The sequence below is a fragment of the Bradyrhizobium sp. Pa8 genome (assembly GCF_052588265.1).
The window spans coordinates 3,669,126-3,686,065 of record NZ_CP176767.1; the positions used below are offsets into that span (position 1 = coordinate 3,669,126).

Genomic DNA, 16,940 nt, shown 5'->3' on the forward strand with positions numbered 1-16,940 from the left:
AAACGACACCGAAGCCGTCAGATTTTCGAAGTCATCACTTTCTGAGCGATCTTCCAAGTTCCGTCGACCTTCAAGCACGACAACATGTCGGTGAAGTAGCGCGGCGAAATTTGCAATTTCAGCTTCAAAAGCGCGAGCTCTCCCTCAACGTCAATTGAGAGGATCTGATCTTGGCGCTCCAGGCCCTGCTGTTTCGGAGCTTTCAAATTGCGGACAGCTGCCAGCCACGTCGCAATTGGCGTCACGCTCACGTTGCCGTCGTCGCCGACCTTGGTCACGGAACTCGAGGGATGGAATATAGACGCGAATTTGTCGGCATCCATCTCATAGGCACTGTCCAAATAGGTCTGCGCCAGGGAGCGCAAGGCACGATTATCGGTATCCATAGGCCTGTTATCCATAACGCTTGGAACGGGAAGAAACTGCGCGTGGCTGGAAAGTTTCGTCTCCGGCCGAAACCTGCAGAAGGTTGCCTCAAGTCTTCCTTGCTGACCGAACCTAGGACAAAGTATCTTATGAGGGTAGGCGTGTTGAATAACATGGGCTTATGAGGAATATTCATAAATTATGAGAAACGAGCTGAACGAACTCGCCACGTTTGCAATCGTCGCCAGAGAGCGAAGCTTTACGCGGGCTGCGGCAAAGATTGGTGTATCTCAGTCTGCCCTGAGCCACACGATCCGGGGACTTGAGCAACGGCTCGAGCTGCAGCTTCTTGCTCGAACGACCAAGAGTGTCGCGCCGACCGCCGCAGGGGCAGCTCTCTTGAAGGAATTGTCTCCGGCACTCGAGCAGATTGCTCGTGCCATCAACGAAGCCCGAAACGTTCGGCACCGGCCTGCAGGGCGGCTTCGAATTGTAATGTCCCGGTCGGCGGCCGTGATGGTATTGTTGCCGCGGCTCACGGCATTCGCGGAAGCCTACCCCGATATCGTTCTTGACGTTGTTACCGTCACTGGCCCCGTCGACCTCGTTGCGGGTGAGTTCGACGCCGGGATTCAACTTGGCGAGTACATTCAGAAAGACATGATCGCGGTGCGGGTCACCCAGGAATTGCGATTGGCGGTGGTCGGATCGCCTGGCTATTTTTCATCACGAAGCATTCCTCGGAAGCCCAAGGATCTAAATGACCATCGATGCATAAGCCTGCGTCTTCCGGGTGGTCCATACAGATGGGAATTCGAGAAGGGACGAAAGGCGGTCACGGTCGGCGTGAATGGCCCGCTCATCATCGATGATACCCACCTAGTGATTCAGGCGGCACTCGCCGGCGCCGGCCTGGGACTCGCATTCGAAGAGCAGGTCGCAGAGCATGTTGCGAAACGCCGCCTTGTTCGCGTGCTGGAAGATTGGACGCCGCCAATTCCCGGCTTCTTCATGTATTACCCCAGTCGTCAGCATCAGCCGGCTGCGCTGTCTGCACTAACGAACGCGCTACGAGCCTCCTAACCATAGTTGGACGCGACGATGGCGACAACGACCGTCGTGATCTTTCAGGCGGCTTGCCTCGGGCTTTTGCGGTGGCTTAGGTACCGAACGGCCAATTTGATGAAATTGCGCACGACCATCGACGTCTCATCCTCTCGGAACACCAAAAACACATCGGCCGAGGGTGGTGAAGGTCTGATGGGCCGGAATACAATGTCGGCCGTCGTGAAGCGCGCAATGGACTGGGGCACCAGTGCCACGCCGAAGCCCGCCACGATCAGGCTCGGAATCGACTGGGCGTCGACGACCTGCTGGGATACCCGCGGCAAAAAGCCGGCATCGACGCAGCATTTCTGGATGTAGCGTGCGAACTCGGAGCTATTGGGGTCGAGGACGATGTGATCCTCCGATGCTAGTTCGCTAAGCGCAACCCGCTTGCGCCCGGCCAACGGGTGCGCGTGCGGCAGTGCGAGGACCACCTCTTCCCGCCAAGCAAGCTTGCTGGTCAGGCCGTGTTCGGTCGGAACGCTGCGAATGAGACAAATGTTGGTCGTGCGGTTGAGGAGTGCTGCGATCTGCAATGCAGGCGCCTGCTCATGCACCGTGGTTTTCACCGACGGAGCAACCTTTCGGTAGGCGGCAAGCAGCTCCGCCAACCGACCGCGCAGGATGGAGCCGGTCGCACCAACGTCAAGCGTGCCGATAAGGCCAGCGCCGATCGACTGAACTTCGTCTTCCGCGAGCTTGATTTGCTGGAGAATGGCGCGACCTCGGCCCAGCAGGGCTTCACCGGCCTTAGTCAGTTCGACCCTGCGGCTGGTCCTGTGGAGGAGCTGCGTCTTGAGCTCGGCTTCCAGCGTCTGGATGTGCTGGCTCAGCGGTGGCTGGGAAAGGTTCAGTCGCCGAGCGGCGAGGGTGAAGCTGCGCTCTTCGGCGACGGCGATGAAATATCGGAGCTGGCGGAGATCCATTTGGAAAACCTATCAATCGTGTCGTTCTATATATTGGACTTGAGATCCGCGATGGTCAACGAATGCCCGACGGAGCCCTCTGCGAGCCGGGCGCGGTCCGCGATCACGGCAAGCGCGCTCCTTTGTGCGTACGACGACACGTCACCACCAAACAACAAGATAGGCGGAGGCCTGAAGGCCCACCAAGCCGCGCCAGTCGAAGACCAGCCAAGCGAGGAAAAGCCGTGCCCAAGATCTTCAAGTCACTCTTCTTCCAGGTAGTCATCGCGCTAATTCTGGGCATCGCCCTCGGCGTGGCTAATCCCGACCTCGCCCTTCAGATGAAGCCGCTCGGTGACGGCTTCATCAAGCTGATCAAGATGCTGGTGCCTGTGATCGTGTTCTGCGTCGTCGTGCACGGTATCGCCGCGGCGGGAGACCTGTCGAAGGTTGGAAGGGTTGGCATCCGCTCCCTCCTGTATTTCGAGATCGTCACCACCGTCGCACTGGTGTTCGGCATTGGGCTTGCCTACTATTTCGAGCCGGGCGCAGGAATGAACATCGACCCGAAGACGCTCGACGCCAAGGTCCTTAGCGGGTTCAGCCAGTCCGCGGCTCAGGTCGCGGGAGGCGGCGTCTCCGAATTCCTGATGAAGCTCATCCCCTCGACGATCGTGGGGGCCTTCAGCTCCGGCGACGTCCTGCAGGTGCTGATCGTCTCGATCATGTTCGGCTGCGCCGTGTCCTTGTGCGGCGAGCGAGCGAAGCCGGTCGTCGAGTTTATCGAGCGCGTGAACGAGATCATCTTCAAGATGATGAATTTCGTCGTCCGGCTCGCGCCGCTCGGCGTCTTCGGTGCGATCGCCTTCACCGTCGGCAAGTACGGTGTTGGTTCGCTCAAGCAACTAGGTGGGCTCGTCGGCCTGTTCTACCTAGCCGTGGTCCTGTTTGTGATCGTGGTGCTCGGCGCAATCATGCGACTGTCCGGCTTCAGCCTGTTCAAGTTGCTCGCCTACTTGCGCGAAGAGTTGATGATCGTTCTCGGCACCGCCGCAGGTGACAGCGTTCTGCCGCAAACCATGCGAAAGCTCGAGCAGCTCGGCATCAAGCGGTCGACGGTCGGTCTGGTCATACCGACCGGATACTCGTTCAATCTGGACGCGTTCTCCATCTACTTGACGCTGGCCGCAGTCTTCATCGCACAGGCGACCAACACGCCGCTTGCGACAGGCGATCTCTTGGCCATCCTTGGCATCGCGTTGCTCACCTCGAAGGGCGCGCACGGCGTTCCGGGCTCGGCCATCGTCGTGCTCGCCGCGACGCTTGCCGCTATCCCGGCTATTCCGGCGATTGGTCTTGTGCTCATCCTGTCGGTCGACTGGTTCATCGGCATTGCCCGCGCCCTCGGCAATTATGTCGGAAACTGCGTCGCCACCGTCGTCGTCGCGTCCTGGGAAGGCGACATCGACAGGGCAAAGGCGCACCGTATCCTGAACGGCGAGACTGATCCCTCAAGTGAGGGGCTGGTCGATGCCGTCGGCGGAGATGAGCCCGTCCCGAGTGCACAGACGGCGTGAAACGCGAGTGTTCGTTGGAATGTAGCGATGCTGACGCTTTCGATTGAGCCTCTAACGAGGAAGGCATTTGCGCCGTTTGGCGATGTCGTCGATACGGATGGGTTGACACCCCTGCTGATCAACGAAGGCTATGCCCGGCGCTTCAACGATCTCGCCACTATCGATGTCACCGCGGAAGGCGGACAGATCAACATCAGTTGGTTTGTCGCCTCCACCCGGCCTGCGCCGATCGCGATCCGGCTGATGGAGCGCCATCCGCTTGGAAGTCAATTGTTCATGCCCTTGAACCGAAAGGACTGGCTGATCGTCGTCTGCACGGATCCGCATATCGCCTCGACCTATCGGGGCTTCGCTGCAACGGGACACCAGGGCGTGAACTATGCCCGCAACTGCTGGCACCATCCGCTGCTTGTTCTGGAAGACTCCAGTCCGTTCTTCGTCGTCGACCGGAAGGGCGGGGGCAACAATCTTGAGGAATATTGGCTGGAAAAGATGATGCAGCTCGATCTTGCGCCGGACAACGTTCTCGGAAAATGAGGCGCGGCAAGCAGAGCCGCGCAATGACATACCACACGGGAAACCTATAGAGGCCACGACGATGACATCGCGAACCTATTACGTGCCGCAGGGCGGCCATCCGGCCCAGACGGAGCTCTTGAGCGGCCGGGCGGTCTTCACGAACGCATATGCGGTCATACCCGGAGGTGTGCAGCGCGATATCGTCGTCAGCCATCTGCCACATTGGGATAACACGCGTGTCTGGGTGCTGGCGCGACCGCTCTCCGGATTCGCCGAGACATTTTCCCATTATCTTATGGAGGTGGCACCGGGTGGGGGAAGCGAGTTGCCGGAGCCGGACAAGGATGCCGAAGGCGCGCTGTTCGTCGCGGGTGGCAAATTGAGCCTCGAGGTGGCGGACAAGGAGCGGGAGCTGCGGCCCGGGGGCTTTGCCTATCTTCCGCCCGGCCGCGGCTGGAGCATTCGCAATCGCAGCTCGAGCCCAGCTCATTTTCATTGGATCCGCAAGCTGTATCAGGGCGTACCGGGCCTTGCTCACCCCGACATCATCGTGACCAACGAGGACTCGGTCGCACCGACGCTAATGCCAGATGCGGATGGGAGATGGAGGACCACACGCTTCATCGATCCGGCCGATATCCGATATGACATGCACATCAATATTGTCACGTTCGAGCCGGGCGCATCGATTCCCTTCACAGAGACCCATGTCATGGAGCACGGTCTTTACGTTTTGGAGGGCAAGGCCGTCTACCGGCTCAACCAGGACTGGGTCGAGGTCGAGGCAGGAGATTTTATGTGGCTGCGGGCGTTCTGTCCGCAGGCGTGCTACGCCGGGGGCCCAGGTCGGTTCCGTTATCTCCTCTATAAGGATGTCAATCGACACATGGATCTGCGGCCCTTCACGGCAGCGTCGGTTCGGCGTTGACGCAGCGACGTCGGGATCGATCTTTTGGAGGCGCTTTTTGGCGAGCTATCGCGGACGGATCATCCGGACGATGCTGATAATTGCACAAAAGCTCGGGGTTACATCGGCTCGATGCCGATCTTCTTGATGACCGCGGCCCATTTCGTCGTTTCCGATGTCATGAAATCCTTCAGGCCTTGTGGGTCCATCACCATGGGCTCGGCGCCTTGCTCGACGAAGAGGGCGCGCACCTTCGGATCGTTCACGGCTTCCGCCATTGCCGCATAGAGCCTGTCGAGCACGGCCTTGCCTGTGCTCGCGGGCGCGAGCAGAGCAAGCCAAGCGGCGCTCTCGTAATTCTTGAGGCCCGCCTCCGCCGCGGTCGGCACATCCGGCAGCGCGGTCATGCGCTTGTCGCTGGCCACCGCGAGCGGGCGTGCATCGCCGCTCTTGATCAGGCTGATGACGTTCGGCAAGAGCTGGAAGCCAAGCGGGACCTGGCCCGCGATGAAGTCCGGCGTGTAGGCGGCGATATTGCGATAGGGAACGTGCGTGATCTCGGTGCCCGTGAGCTGCTCGAAATAGGCGGCCGCCAGATGCTGCGACGAGCCGACGCCGACCGTTCCGTAGTTCAGCTCCCGCGGATGCGCCTTGGCATAGTCGATCAGCTCGTTCAGCGATTTCGGTGGCAGCCTCGAATTGATCACGATGACATTCGGCAGCGTCGCGAACAGGCCGATCGGGACGAGATCCTTCTGCGGATCGTAGGGCAGCTCCTTGTACAGCGATTTGTTCGCGGCCAGCGGGCCGGAGGTGCTCATAAGCAGCGTGTAGCCGTCGGGTGCTGCATGCGCCGCAGCCGCGGTGCCGATGTTGCCGCCGGCGCCGGGGCGGTTGTCGACCACGAAGGCCTGCCCGAGTGACATGGACATGCGGTTGAGCAGGATGCGGGTGATGACGTCGCTGGCGCTGCCGCCGGCGAAGGGCACAAGCACCTGGACCGGGCGGGTCGGATAGTCTTGCGCGTTTGCATGCCGCAATCCCGTTGCTGCGAGCAGGGCGCCACCACCGAGCGAGAGCAGCGATCTCCGGTCAGGACGAAATCCCTCGCTCTGCTGGTGAGCGCCATCTGTGATCTTGCTGCGACCGAACCGTGCCATCTCGGACTGAATCTCCCGACTGTGTCTTGTTCTGCGAGCCCAGGGAGCGTCCGTGACGGGAGTCGTCGGGGATGAGCGCCAGGTCGCGTTTTTCTGCGCCTGGACCGTAGTTAGCAGGCCGCTACGACCGTCATGCCTGCACGTCTCAAAACTTACCAACCCGTCTCATTTTGCAGTGGGCGCGACATCTTGTCCGAGCAAGAATTCTGCACTCAAGAGATCGCTTTCCGCCGCGTCTTGCTGCGCGCCTTGCGGGGCGATGAGGTTGTGCTGCCAATGAAAGGCTCCACAAACTCTCTCGCCACGGCGGCCGCTTGCGCAAGATCGTGGCTGATGACGTCGAGCACCGCCTTGGCCGCGACCGACACCGCTCGCCGCGGGTGATGCACCCAGGCAATCGAGCGCACGATCCGTTGCTGGTCGAAGCGATGCGCCCGGATGGCGCCGCTCGCGAGCGATTGCCGGAGCGCGATGGTCGGCAGCACCGTTGCGAAGTCGGTGGTCGCGATCACGTCGCAGAGCGCGGGCAGGGTGTCGAGCTCGAGCCGTGGCCGCAGGTCGACGCCGACGGCGGCGGCGTGCTCGTCCAGGATCAGCCGCAGGCCGTGGCGCTTCGAGGGCAGCACCAGATCGAAATTCGCGATGTGATCGAACCGCAGCTTTGCGGGTGGCTTGATCGGACCGTCCTTGCGGCAGGCGAACACCATCTCCTCGTCCATGACATGATGTGCGGCGAGCGGCGTCTTCCGGCGCGGCACGTTGATCAGCGCGAAATCGAGCTGGCCTGTGTTGACCCAGTCGACCAGCGTCTCGGTATAGCCCTCGCAGACGGACAGCGTGATATCGGGATAACGACTGGCGACCGTCGCGGACGAACTGGCCATAGTGCTCTGCGCCACCGACGTGATGAGCCCGACCGAGACCCGCCCCGAAATGCGCCCGCCCAGCTGCGCCATCTCCTGCCGCGCGTGCTCGGCGTCGCGCACGATCGGAGCGGTCAGCCGCACCAGCGCCTCGCCGGCGCTGGTCAGATTCATGCCATGGACGCTGCGGTCGAACAGCTTCTGGCCGAGCTCGGCCTCGAGCTTGGCGATCTGCATGCTCAGCGCCGGCTGCACGATGTTGAGCTGACGCGCGGCGCGGGTGACGTTCTTTTCCTCCGCCAGGCACAGGAAATATTGCATCTGCCTGAGTTCCACGGGGCCTGTCCTTCGTTCTTGCTCGCGGACATCATCACAGGTGATGGATGATATAATCAATCATTATTTGTAGTGATGGGTGGGATTGCCTAGTCTCGTGGCGGACCGCGGGGCCTCGAGGGTCGGGCCGTCTGGGAGCGAAATCAGACATATGCAGGACGCCACACCCAAACGGATGATCATCGGCATTTCCGGCGCCTCCGGCGTCACCTATGGCGTGCGCCTGCTGCAGCTCCTGCGCAATGCCGGCGTCGAGACGCATCTGGTGATGTCGAAGACGGCCGAGCTGACCTTTGCCTATGAGACCGATTTGAAGATCGCGGCGGTGAGGGAGCTCGCCAATGTCTGCCATGCGATCGACGACATGGCCTCGGCGATTTCGAGCGGCTCGTTCCGCACCGCCGGCATGATCGTGGCGCCGTGCTCGATGCGCTCGATGTCCGAGATCGCCTCGGGCGTGACCACGACGCTGCTCGCCCGCGCTGCCGACGTCGTGCTCAAGGAGCGCCGACGCCTGGTGCTGATGGTGCGCGAGACGCCGCTGCACACCGGGCATCTCAGGACGATGACGGCCCTGTCGGAGATGGGCGCGATCATCGCCCCGCCCGTGCCGGCCTTCTACGCAAAACCCGAGAACCTCGACGACATGGTCGAGCACACCGTCGGCCGTGTGCTCGACCTGTTCGACATCGATATCGGCGTTGTGCGCCGCTGGGGCGAGGACGGGGCGCTCAAGCGCCGCTCGCCGCCGCTGCGCAAGATCGCGCCTTGACTTAGAGACCAAGGAAAGATCCGTCATATGCGAATGGAAAATGTTGCGAGGAGAGGCGCGAACGCGCCCGCCGATCTGCGCGCCTGGCTCGCGTTTCTCGCCGAGCGCGGCAAGCTCGCGATCGCCCGCGAGGGCATCGGGTTGGCCGACGAGCTCGCCGCCGTCGCCAAGCGGCTGGAGCGCGATAGCGCGGTGCTGTTTCCGCGTCCCGACGGACATGAGATCCCGGTCGTCGCCAACCTCTTTGCCGGCCGCGACTGGGTCGCCGATTCCATCGGCGTCACCGAGGACCAGTTGCTGCCACGGTTCCTGGCTGCCGCAAGCCATCCGCTGCCGACGCATGAGGTCGCGAGCGGACCGGTGCAGGACGTCGTCCACGAGGACGTCGACCTGCTGCGCCAGCTTCCGGTGCCCAAGCACAATGAGCGCGACAGCGGGCCCTACATCACGGCCGGCCTGCTGATCGCGCGCAACCCGAAGACCGGTGTACAGAACGTCTCGATCCACCGCTGCCAGATCAGCAGCAAGAACCGCATCGGCGTGCTGCTGCTGCCGCGGCACACCTTCTCCTACTACCGCCTCGCGGAAGAGCTGGGCCAGGCGCTGGAGATCGCGATCGTGATCGGCGCCCATCCCGCCTTGATGCTGGCATCCCAGGCGATCGCCGCGCTTGACGAGGACGAGATGGCGATTGCGGGGGCGCTGCTCGGAGCGCCCGTCGACGTCGTGAAGTGTCGCACCAATTCAGTCCGCGTGCCCGCCCACGCGGAGATCGTCATCGAGGGACGCATTCTTCAGGGCGTGCGCGAGCCGGAAGGTCCGTTCGGCGAATTCCCCCAATATTATGGTCCGCGCGCCGATCGCGAGGTGATCGAGGTCGACGCGATCACGCATCGTGCGAAACCGATCTTCCATACCATCGTGGGCGGCGGTTTCGAGCACCTGATCCTCGGCGGCGTGCCGCGCGAGGCGACGCTGCTCCAGCATCTGCGCCGCAGTTTTCCTGGCGTGATCGACGTTCGCCTGACGCGCGGCGGCACCTGCCGCTACCACCTCGCGATCAAGATCGACAAGGCCAACGACGGCGAGCCCAAGAACATCATGATGTGCGCCTTCGGCGCCCATTACGACATCAAGCAGGTGGTCGTGGTGGACAAGGACGTCGACATCTCCTCGTCCGAGGAAATCGAATGGGCGGTGGCGACGCGCTTCCAGGCCGACCGCGACCTCATGGTCGTCGCCGGCGCGCTCGGCTCGAAGCTCGATCCGACCACCGACAACGGCATCAGCGCCAAGATGGGTCTCGATGCGACCGCGCCGGTCAGCGCGCCCGAGCTCGCCTTCAAGCGCATTCGCGTCAAGGGCGAGGAGGAGGTCGATCTCGCCACCGCCTTGCAGGCCGAGCCCGGCGCTGCCGTCGCGCGGTTTCTTTCGGAGACGTGCGCATGAGCGGATTACCGCTCGGAAGCAACTTGCGTCGGTTTGCGCCATTGGAATATGAAGCGGGTGCTGCTTATGGTGCCGCGCCAATGAAGCAATCATTTTGCAGCGCAACGCTGCCGGGAGGAAGGAACTGATGTCGACGGCCCTGCGCATCGCTCATGGCGCTTTCGGCAGGGTCGCTCTGCTCGACATGGACCGTTCGCTGGTCCGCCACGCCCATCATCACTGCCACGTCCTGCTCAAGGTCGAGGGCGCAGACACCCAGTTTCTGGTCGGCGAACAGGTCACGCCGCTGACGGATACGGCCGCCGTCCTCGTCGACGGCTGGAAGCCGCACGCCTATGTGCACGACGCCAACCGTCCGCGCACGCTGATCATGGCGCTCTATATCGAGCCGGAATGGCTGAAGGAGTTCCGTCCCGGCTGGGCGGCCAGCGGTGCGCCGGGCTTCTTCGAGCGGCCGTCGGGCGAGGTGTCGCCGCGCATCCGTCAGCTCACGCTGCATCTGGCGGCCGAAATGATGGCGAATCCGGATGCGGTGCGGACCCACGAGCAGACGCTCTCGGATCTCATGATCGCGGTGATCGAGCGCTTCACGCCCTGGCGCAGCTTCCCGACCTCGATCCGCGGCATGAGCGCGGTGAGTTGCGATTGGCGCATCCGCCGCGCGATGGATGCGATGCGTGTGCACGATTCCTATGCCAACGTCGATCAGTTCGTGAAGGGCGCAGGCCTCTCGCGCGCGCAGTTCTTCCGCCTGTTCGAGACCTCGCTCGGCGTCTCGCCAAAGCTCTATCTCAACGTCGTCCGTATGGAGCGCGCGCTCGATGCTGTCATGCGCGAGGACACCCCGCTCGGCGAGCTCAGCGAGCGCTTTGGCTTTCCGGAGCCGGCGCATTTCACGCGTTTCTTCCGGGATCATGCCGGCGTCAGTCCGCGCGAGTTTCGCAACGTCTCGCGTCTCGCGGGTTGAGTCTTGCAGGCTGATATTGCGCTGCACGCTCTCGAATGAGACGATTTGGTAAGTCGTGAGAGCGGGCGGTATGGCCCGCGCCCCCTCTGTCCTGACAAACGTCATCGTCGCGTCAAAGAACGCGTCGGGAGGTATGCCGGGACATGTTGCAGGCGGTCAAATCCGCAAATCCGGGAAGTGGCGACGAGCCGTGGGTCGGGCGTTCGATCGAGCGCGTCGAGGATGCCGCACTGCTCAGCGGCCGCGGCCGCTTCATCGACGATCTCGGTGTCCAGCCCGGCACGCTACACGCGACGATCTTGCGCTCGCCGCATGCGCATGCCGATATTCTTTCGATCGACGTTGAAGCCGCGAAGCGTCTGCCGGGCGTTGCCGCGGTTTTGACCGGCAGCGACGTCAAGGCCGTCACGACGAGCCTCGTCGTCGGCGTGAAGGCGCCGGTGGAGTGTTGGCCGATCGCGATGGACCGCGTGCGCTATGTCGGCGAACCGGTCGCTCTGGTCGTCGCAGCTGACCGTGCGCGCGCCGAGGATGCGGCCGAGCTGATCAACGTCGAATATCGCCCGCGGGCTGCTGTCGTCGATCCGCTCGGGACGCTCGTATCAGGCGCGCCGGTACTGCACGAAGGCTTTCCCGGCAATCTCGCCAGTGACCGCCATTTCCGCTACGGCGATCCTGAAAAGGCCTTTGAGGAGGCGCCGCATCGCTTCTCGATCGACATCCGCTATCCCCGCAATTCCTGCACGCCGATCGAGACCTATGGCGTCGTCGCCTCGCACGATGCCGGCGAGGATGCCTATGAGGTTCTCGCCAATTTCCAAGGGCCGTTCAGTATCCACACGGTGATTGCGCGCGCGCTGAAAGTGCCGGGCAACCGGCTGCGGCTGCGTACGCCGCCGGATTCCGGCGGCAGCTTTGGCGTCAAGCAGGGCGTGTTTCCCTACATCGTGCTGATCGCCGCCGCCGCGCGCGTCACGGGCCGGCCGGTGAAGTGGATCGAGGACCGGCTCGAGCATCTCACCGCGTCGGTGTCAGCGACCAATCGCGCGACCACGTTGTCGGCGGCGGTCGCGGCGGACGGAAAGATCCTCGCGCTCGATTGGGACCAGGTCGAGGATTGCGGCGCTCATCTGCGCGCGCCCGAGCCCGCCACGCTCTATCGCATGCACGGCAATCTGACCGGCGCCTACGACATCCGCCATGTCAACATCCGCAACCGCGTCGTCGTCACCAACAAGACACCGACCGGTCTCAACCGGGGCTTTGGTGGCCCGCAGGTCTATTTCGCACTGGAGCGCCTGGTGCAGCGGATCGCGATCGGCCTCGGCCTCGATCCGCTCGATGTCATCAAGCGCAATCTGATCGACGCCAGCGCGTTTCCCTATCGCACGGCGACCGGTGCCTTGCTCGATTCCGGCAACTACCAGGAAGCCGTCGCGCTCGCAGTCGAGCAGGGCAGGCTCGCTGAGCTCAAGGCGAAGCGGGACGAGGCGCGAGCGCAGGGGCGCCTCTACGGGATCGGCTTCACCGCGGTGGTCGAGCCCAGCGTCTCCAACATGGGCTACATCACGACCGTGCTGACGGCGGCCGAGCGCCGCAAGGCAGGTCCCAAGAACGGCGCGCAGGCAACCGCGACCGTCGGCCTTGATCCGGTCGGCAGCGTCACGGTCCACGTCGCCTCGGTGCCGCAGGGGCAGGGTCATCGCACGGTGCTGTCGCAGGTCGTCGCCGACGTCTTCGGGCTTCAGCCCAGGGATATCCGCGTCAACACCGAGATCGACACCGCCAAGGACGCCTGGTCGATCGCGTCGGGCAATTACGCCAGCCGTTTTGCGGCGGCGGTGGCGGGCACCGCGAAGATCGCCGCCGAGCGCGTCGCCGGCAGGCTCGCCCGCATCGCCGCCAGCCAGTTGAACGTCGAAGCCGCCGACATCGTGTTTGCAAAAGGTTTCGTCGCCTCCAGGCACAATCCGGAGAACCGGATTGCGTTCTCGCGTGTCGCCGCCCTCAGCCATTGGTCGCCGGGCTCGCTGCCTGACGATGCCGGCCAGACCATTCGCGAGACTGTGTTCTGGACGCCGCCGGAGCTCATGCCGCCTGATGATGAGGACCGCATCAACTCCTCGCTCTGCCACGGCTTCATCTTCGACTTCTGCGGTGTCGAGATCGATCCGACGACGCTGGAGACGCGGATCGATCGCTACGTCACCATGCACGATTGCGGCACCATTTTGCATCCCGGCATGGTCAACGGCCAGATCCGTGGCGGCTTCACGCAGGCGCTCGGCGCCGCGCTCTTCGAGGAATATGCCTACGCCGAGGACGGCAGCTTCCTGACGGGAACGCTCGCCGATTATCTGCTGCCGACCACGACAGAGGTGCCGGAGCCGCAGATCATCCACATGGAGACGCCGTCGCCGTTCACGCCACTCGGCGCCAAGGGCGTCGGCGAAGGCAATTGCATGTCGACGCCGGCCTGCATCGCCAATGCGGTCGCGGATGCGCTCGGCGTTGCCGACATCACGCTGCCGCTGGTGCCGGCACGGCTTGCAGAGCTGGTGCGCGGTGCCGAACCGCCGCCTCCAGCCGGCGGCGCGATTGCTACGCCAGCGCGTGAAGGTGACCGGCGATTGCGCGGTGAGGGCGCGGCTTCGGTGAAGGGCGCGCCCGAGCAGGTCTGGGCGATGCTGCTCGATCCCGCCACGCTGCAATCCGTCATTCCTGGCTGCCAGCGCGTCGACAAGATCACCGACACGCATTTCCGCGCCGACGTCACGCTCGGCATTGGCCCGGTCAGCGGGCGTTATCGCGCCGATGTCGAGCTGTTCGATCTAGATCCGCCACGCGCGGTCACCCTGCGTGGGGGCGCCACCGGCGCGCTCGGCTTCGGCAATGCCGAGGGACGTATCACGCTCGCGCCCGACGGCAACGGCGGCACAAAGCTGACCTACAGCTACGACGCCGCGATCGGCGGCAAGGTGGCGAGCATCGGCGGTCGCCTGCTCGACGGCGCCACGCGCGTCATCATCGGCCAGTTCTTCACCGCACTGGCCCGCAAGGCTGGCGGTGGTGGTGCGGAGGGCGGCTTCTCGCTGTTCGCGCTGCTGGCAAAGGTGGCGAGCCTGTTCGGGGGGCGCCGATGAAACCGCCCGCATTCGACTATCTCCGTGCCGAGACCGTCGGCGACGTCCTCGAAGGCCTCGCGCAGCAGGGCGGCGATGCCCGTGTGCTCGCTGGCGGGCAATCGCTGATGGCGATGCTCAACATGCGCCTCGCCAAGCCAAAGCTGCTGATCGACATCATGCGCCTTAAGGAGCTGCGCCAGATCGGGCGGAAGGGCGATGCCGTCACCATCGGCGCCGGTGTACGCCAGGCTGATCTCCTGGCGTGGCCTGACCTTGCCGCGGCGCTGCCGCTGGTCGCGCTGGCGCTGCCATGGGTCGGGCACATGCAGACCCGCAGCCGCGGCACGATCTGCGGCTCGCTCGCGCATGCCGATCCCAGCGCCGAGATGCCGCTGACGCTGGTTGCGCTCGGCGGCGAAGTGGTCTTGCGCAGTGCCAAACGCCGCCGCCGTGTGTCAGCAAAAGACTTCTTTGCCGGCATGATGCTGACCGCGCGGGCGGACGATGAGCTGATCGAGGGCATCTCGCTCCCGGTGGCCCGTGAAGGCCGCTTCGCCTTTCGCGAGGTCGCACGCCGTCATGGCGATTTCGCCATCGTCGCCTGCGCCGCGATGAAGACGCCGACGGGCGTGCGTCTCGCCGTTGGCGGCGTCGCCGACGTTCCGACCGCGCGCGACTGGCCGCGGCTGGAGGGCAGCGCGCTCGACGATGCCCTCAATGCTTTCGCCTACGAGCTTGGTGCCCGCGACGACGTCCATGCCACCGCGCGCTACCGGCGCGACCTCGTGCGCATGATCGGTCGCGATCTGATCGGCGAGGTGCTGCAATGACGCGTCTCAAGGCTGATCGGCGCCATGCCGTCCGTTTCTCGCTGAACGGCAAGCCGGTCGAGGGCGAAGCCGAGCCGCGCATGCTGCTGTCCGACTTCCTGCGCCACCAGCTGGGCGCGACCGGCACCCATGTCGGCTGCGAGCACGGTGTCTGCGGCGCCTGCACTGTTGTCGTCGACGGCATGCTGACGCGGTCGTGCCTCACGCTGGCCGCGCAGGTCGATGGCTGCGAGCTCAGGACCGTCGAAGGCCTTGCGCCATCGGCGGACCGGCTCGGCGTGCTGCAGCAGGCGTTCCGCCGCAACCACGCGCTCCAATGCGGCTTCTGCACCGCCGGCATCTTGATGTCGCTCGACCACTACCTCGCCAGGAACCCGGCGCCGACCGAAGGGGAGATCCGCGACCTCCTCAGCGGGCATATCTGCCGCTGCACCGGCTACACACCGATCATCCAGGCGGCGCTCGAAGCCGCCGCCGAACTCGCTTCATCCAAAAAAGAGACGTCCGATGCTTGATCTCGCCAGCAGCTTCATCGCCAGCGCCGCGCGCGATCCCCATGCGATTGCGGTTGTCGACGGCGATCTCCGCCTGACCTACCGCCAATGGTACGGCAAGATCTCCGCACTGGTGGCATCGTTCGACCGCCTCGGCCTCAAGCCCGGCGATCACGTCGTCACGTTGCTGCAAAACCGCTGGGAAGCCGCGACGCTGCACTGGGCCTGCCAGTTCGCAGGGCTCGTGATCACGCCGATCAACTGGCGCGCCAAGGCCGACGAGCTCGATTACTGCATCGAGAACGCCGAGGCTTGTGCGATCGTCTATCAGGATATCTCTGCGGAGACGGTGCAGGGCTCGGGGTTGGCAGGCAAGCTGCTGCGCGTGTCCGTCGATCCCGGGACTGGGGAGGCCACCAGCTTTGCCGATCTGATCAAGGACAGCACGCCGGACGCCGAGCCGCGCGTCGGCATCGATGCCTGGTCGATCATGCTCTACACGTCAGGCACGACCTCGCGGCCGAAGGGCGTGCCGCGGCGGCATCGGGCCGAACGTGCTGCCGCGATCGCTCATGTCGCGCAAAATCTCTACGGCCGCGGCGAGCGCACGCTCGGCGTGATGCCGCTCTACCACACCATGGGCGTCCGCTCGCTGCTGGCGATGTCGCTGATCGGCGGAACCTTCATCTGCCTGCCTCGCTATGACAGCCGTCAGGCCTTGGCGCTGATCGAGAAGGAGGAGATCACCAACCTCTACCTGGTGCCGACGCTCTATCATGACCTCGTTCATCACGAGGCCTTCGCCAAAACCGATGTATCCAGCGTGCGCAAGCTCGGCTTTGCCGGCGCTTCGATGACAGACGGCCTTCTCAAGAAGCTGAACGAGGCGTTCAAGCCGGAGCTGTTCGTCAATCACTACGGCAGCTCGGAGATCTACACCTTTACGATCGACCAGAATGCCACGGCCAAGCCCGGCTCGGCCGGCAAGGCCGGGCTGAACCAGCACGTCAAGGTCGTGCGCATCGGCGCGAAGTCGGTCGCGGAGCTTGCTGCGGTCGGCGAGGAGGGCGAGATCATCGCGACGCTCGCCGGCGACGAGGCCTTCGAGGGCTACTGGCGCCGCCCCGAGGCCGACGCCAAGTCGCTGCGCGAGGGCTGGTACTTTACCGGCGATACCGGTTTCGTCGATCCCGACGGCGATCTGTTCGTCACCGGCCGGGTCGACGACATGATCATCACCGGCGGCGAGAACGTCTCGCCGGTCGAGATCGAGAGCTGCCTGTCGCTGCATCCCGCCGTTGACGAGGTCGCGGTGGTCGGCGTCGCCGACGACAAGTGGGGCAAGGTCGTCGCCGCCTTCGTCAAGCGCAATCGCCCTGTGTCGGACGTCGAGCTGGAGCAGTTCTGCCGGACCACGGGCCTTGCCAATTTCAAGCGGCCTCGGCGCTACGTTTTCGTCGACGCCATTCCCAAATCGCCGGTCGGCAAATTGCTGCGGCGACTGCTCGTCGCCGGTGAATACGAAGCCGAGCGCCTGCCGCCGTCAGACGCCGCCTGATCATC

15 protein-coding genes are annotated in these 16,940 nt (G+C 63.9%); 11 read left to right on the forward strand and 4 right to left on the reverse strand.

The window, feature by feature from the left end:
* Nucleotides 1–17: 17 nt before the first annotated feature.
* Nucleotides 18–386 carry a nuclear transport factor 2 family protein gene (locus tag ACKWRH_RS16350; RefSeq protein WP_445221404.1) on the reverse strand — a complete coding sequence of 123 codons (369 nt, stop codon included), beginning with the start codon at nucleotides 384–386 and terminating at the stop codon, nucleotides 18–20.
* 181 nt (nucleotides 387–567) lie between these two features.
* Between ACKWRH_RS16350 and ACKWRH_RS16355 the strand changes: the two genes are divergently transcribed.
* Nucleotides 568–1,449, forward strand: coding sequence for a LysR substrate-binding domain-containing protein (locus ACKWRH_RS16355; RefSeq protein ID WP_404979506.1), 882 nt, complete (start codon nucleotides 568–570; stop codon nucleotides 1,447–1,449).
* A 44-nt stretch (nucleotides 1,450–1,493) separates the two neighbouring features.
* Here the strand turns inward: ACKWRH_RS16355 and ACKWRH_RS16360 are convergent, their stop codons facing one another.
* Nucleotides 1,494–2,399, reverse strand: a complete 906-nt coding sequence (locus ACKWRH_RS16360; protein ID WP_445221405.1) for a LysR substrate-binding domain-containing protein — start codon at nucleotides 2,397–2,399, stop codon at nucleotides 1,494–1,496.
* Between the two features lie 224 nt (nucleotides 2,400–2,623).
* Between ACKWRH_RS16360 and dctA the strand changes: the two genes are divergently transcribed.
* From dctA to ACKWRH_RS16375, 3 genes are all read left to right on the forward strand, one after another.
* Nucleotides 2,624–3,955, forward strand: a complete 1,332-nt coding sequence (gene dctA, locus ACKWRH_RS16365) for a C4-dicarboxylate transporter DctA (RefSeq protein ID WP_445221406.1) — start codon at nucleotides 2,624–2,626, stop codon at nucleotides 3,953–3,955.
* A 27-nt stretch (nucleotides 3,956–3,982) separates the two neighbouring features.
* Complete coding sequence (locus tag ACKWRH_RS16370; RefSeq protein WP_445221407.1) at nucleotides 3,983–4,492, forward strand: ureidoglycolate lyase; 510 nt, start codon at nucleotides 3,983–3,985, stop codon at nucleotides 4,490–4,492.
* 61 nt (nucleotides 4,493–4,553) lie between these two features.
* Nucleotides 4,554–5,402 (forward strand): bifunctional allantoicase/(S)-ureidoglycine aminohydrolase, encoded by an 849-nt coding sequence (locus ACKWRH_RS16375; protein ID WP_445221408.1) that lies wholly within the window; start codon nucleotides 4,554–4,556, stop codon nucleotides 5,400–5,402.
* Nucleotides 5,403–5,500: 98 nt separating this feature from the next.
* Here the strand turns inward: ACKWRH_RS16375 and ACKWRH_RS16380 are convergent, their stop codons facing one another.
* Nucleotides 5,501–6,541, reverse strand: coding sequence for a Bug family tripartite tricarboxylate transporter substrate binding protein (locus ACKWRH_RS16380; protein WP_445221409.1), 1,041 nt, complete (start codon nucleotides 6,539–6,541; stop codon nucleotides 5,501–5,503).
* Between the two features lie 212 nt (nucleotides 6,542–6,753).
* Nucleotides 6,754–7,725, reverse strand: a complete 972-nt coding sequence (locus ACKWRH_RS16385) for a LysR family transcriptional regulator (RefSeq protein ID WP_445222416.1) — start codon at nucleotides 7,723–7,725, stop codon at nucleotides 6,754–6,756.
* A 166-nt stretch (nucleotides 7,726–7,891) separates the two neighbouring features.
* Here ACKWRH_RS16385 and ACKWRH_RS16390 point away from each other — a divergent pair, with 166 nt between their 5' ends.
* From ACKWRH_RS16390 to ACKWRH_RS16420, 7 genes are all read left to right on the forward strand, one after another.
* Entirely contained in the window at nucleotides 7,892–8,512 is a 621-nt protein-coding gene (locus ACKWRH_RS16390; RefSeq protein WP_445221410.1) for a UbiX family flavin prenyltransferase, read from the forward strand.
* Nucleotides 8,513–8,539: 27 nt separating this feature from the next.
* On the forward strand, nucleotides 8,540–9,961 hold the full coding sequence (locus ACKWRH_RS16395) for a UbiD family decarboxylase (protein WP_445221411.1): 1,422 nt from the start codon (nucleotides 8,540–8,542) through the stop codon (nucleotides 9,959–9,961).
* Between the two features lie 127 nt (nucleotides 9,962–10,088).
* Nucleotides 10,089–10,928 carry a helix-turn-helix transcriptional regulator gene (locus ACKWRH_RS16400; RefSeq protein WP_445221412.1) on the forward strand — a complete coding sequence of 280 codons (840 nt, stop codon included), beginning with the start codon at nucleotides 10,089–10,091 and terminating at the stop codon, nucleotides 10,926–10,928.
* A 143-nt stretch (nucleotides 10,929–11,071) separates the two neighbouring features.
* Nucleotides 11,072–14,071 (forward strand): xanthine dehydrogenase family protein molybdopterin-binding subunit, encoded by a 3,000-nt coding sequence (locus ACKWRH_RS16405; protein ID WP_445221413.1) that lies wholly within the window; start codon nucleotides 11,072–11,074, stop codon nucleotides 14,069–14,071.
* Nucleotides 14,068–14,883 carry an FAD binding domain-containing protein gene (locus tag ACKWRH_RS16410; protein ID WP_445221414.1) on the forward strand — a complete coding sequence of 272 codons (816 nt, stop codon included), beginning with the start codon at nucleotides 14,068–14,070 and terminating at the stop codon, nucleotides 14,881–14,883. The genes ACKWRH_RS16405 and ACKWRH_RS16410 overlap by 4 nt, the downstream gene beginning before the upstream one ends.
* On the forward strand, nucleotides 14,880–15,398 hold the full coding sequence (locus tag ACKWRH_RS16415; protein WP_445221415.1) for a (2Fe-2S)-binding protein: 519 nt from the start codon (nucleotides 14,880–14,882) through the stop codon (nucleotides 15,396–15,398). The genes ACKWRH_RS16410 and ACKWRH_RS16415 overlap by 4 nt, the downstream gene beginning before the upstream one ends.
* Nucleotides 15,391–16,935 (forward strand): AMP-binding protein, encoded by a 1,545-nt coding sequence (locus ACKWRH_RS16420; protein WP_445221416.1) that lies wholly within the window; start codon nucleotides 15,391–15,393, stop codon nucleotides 16,933–16,935. The genes ACKWRH_RS16415 and ACKWRH_RS16420 overlap by 8 nt, the downstream gene beginning before the upstream one ends.
* Nucleotides 16,936–16,940 lie beyond the last annotated feature (5 nt).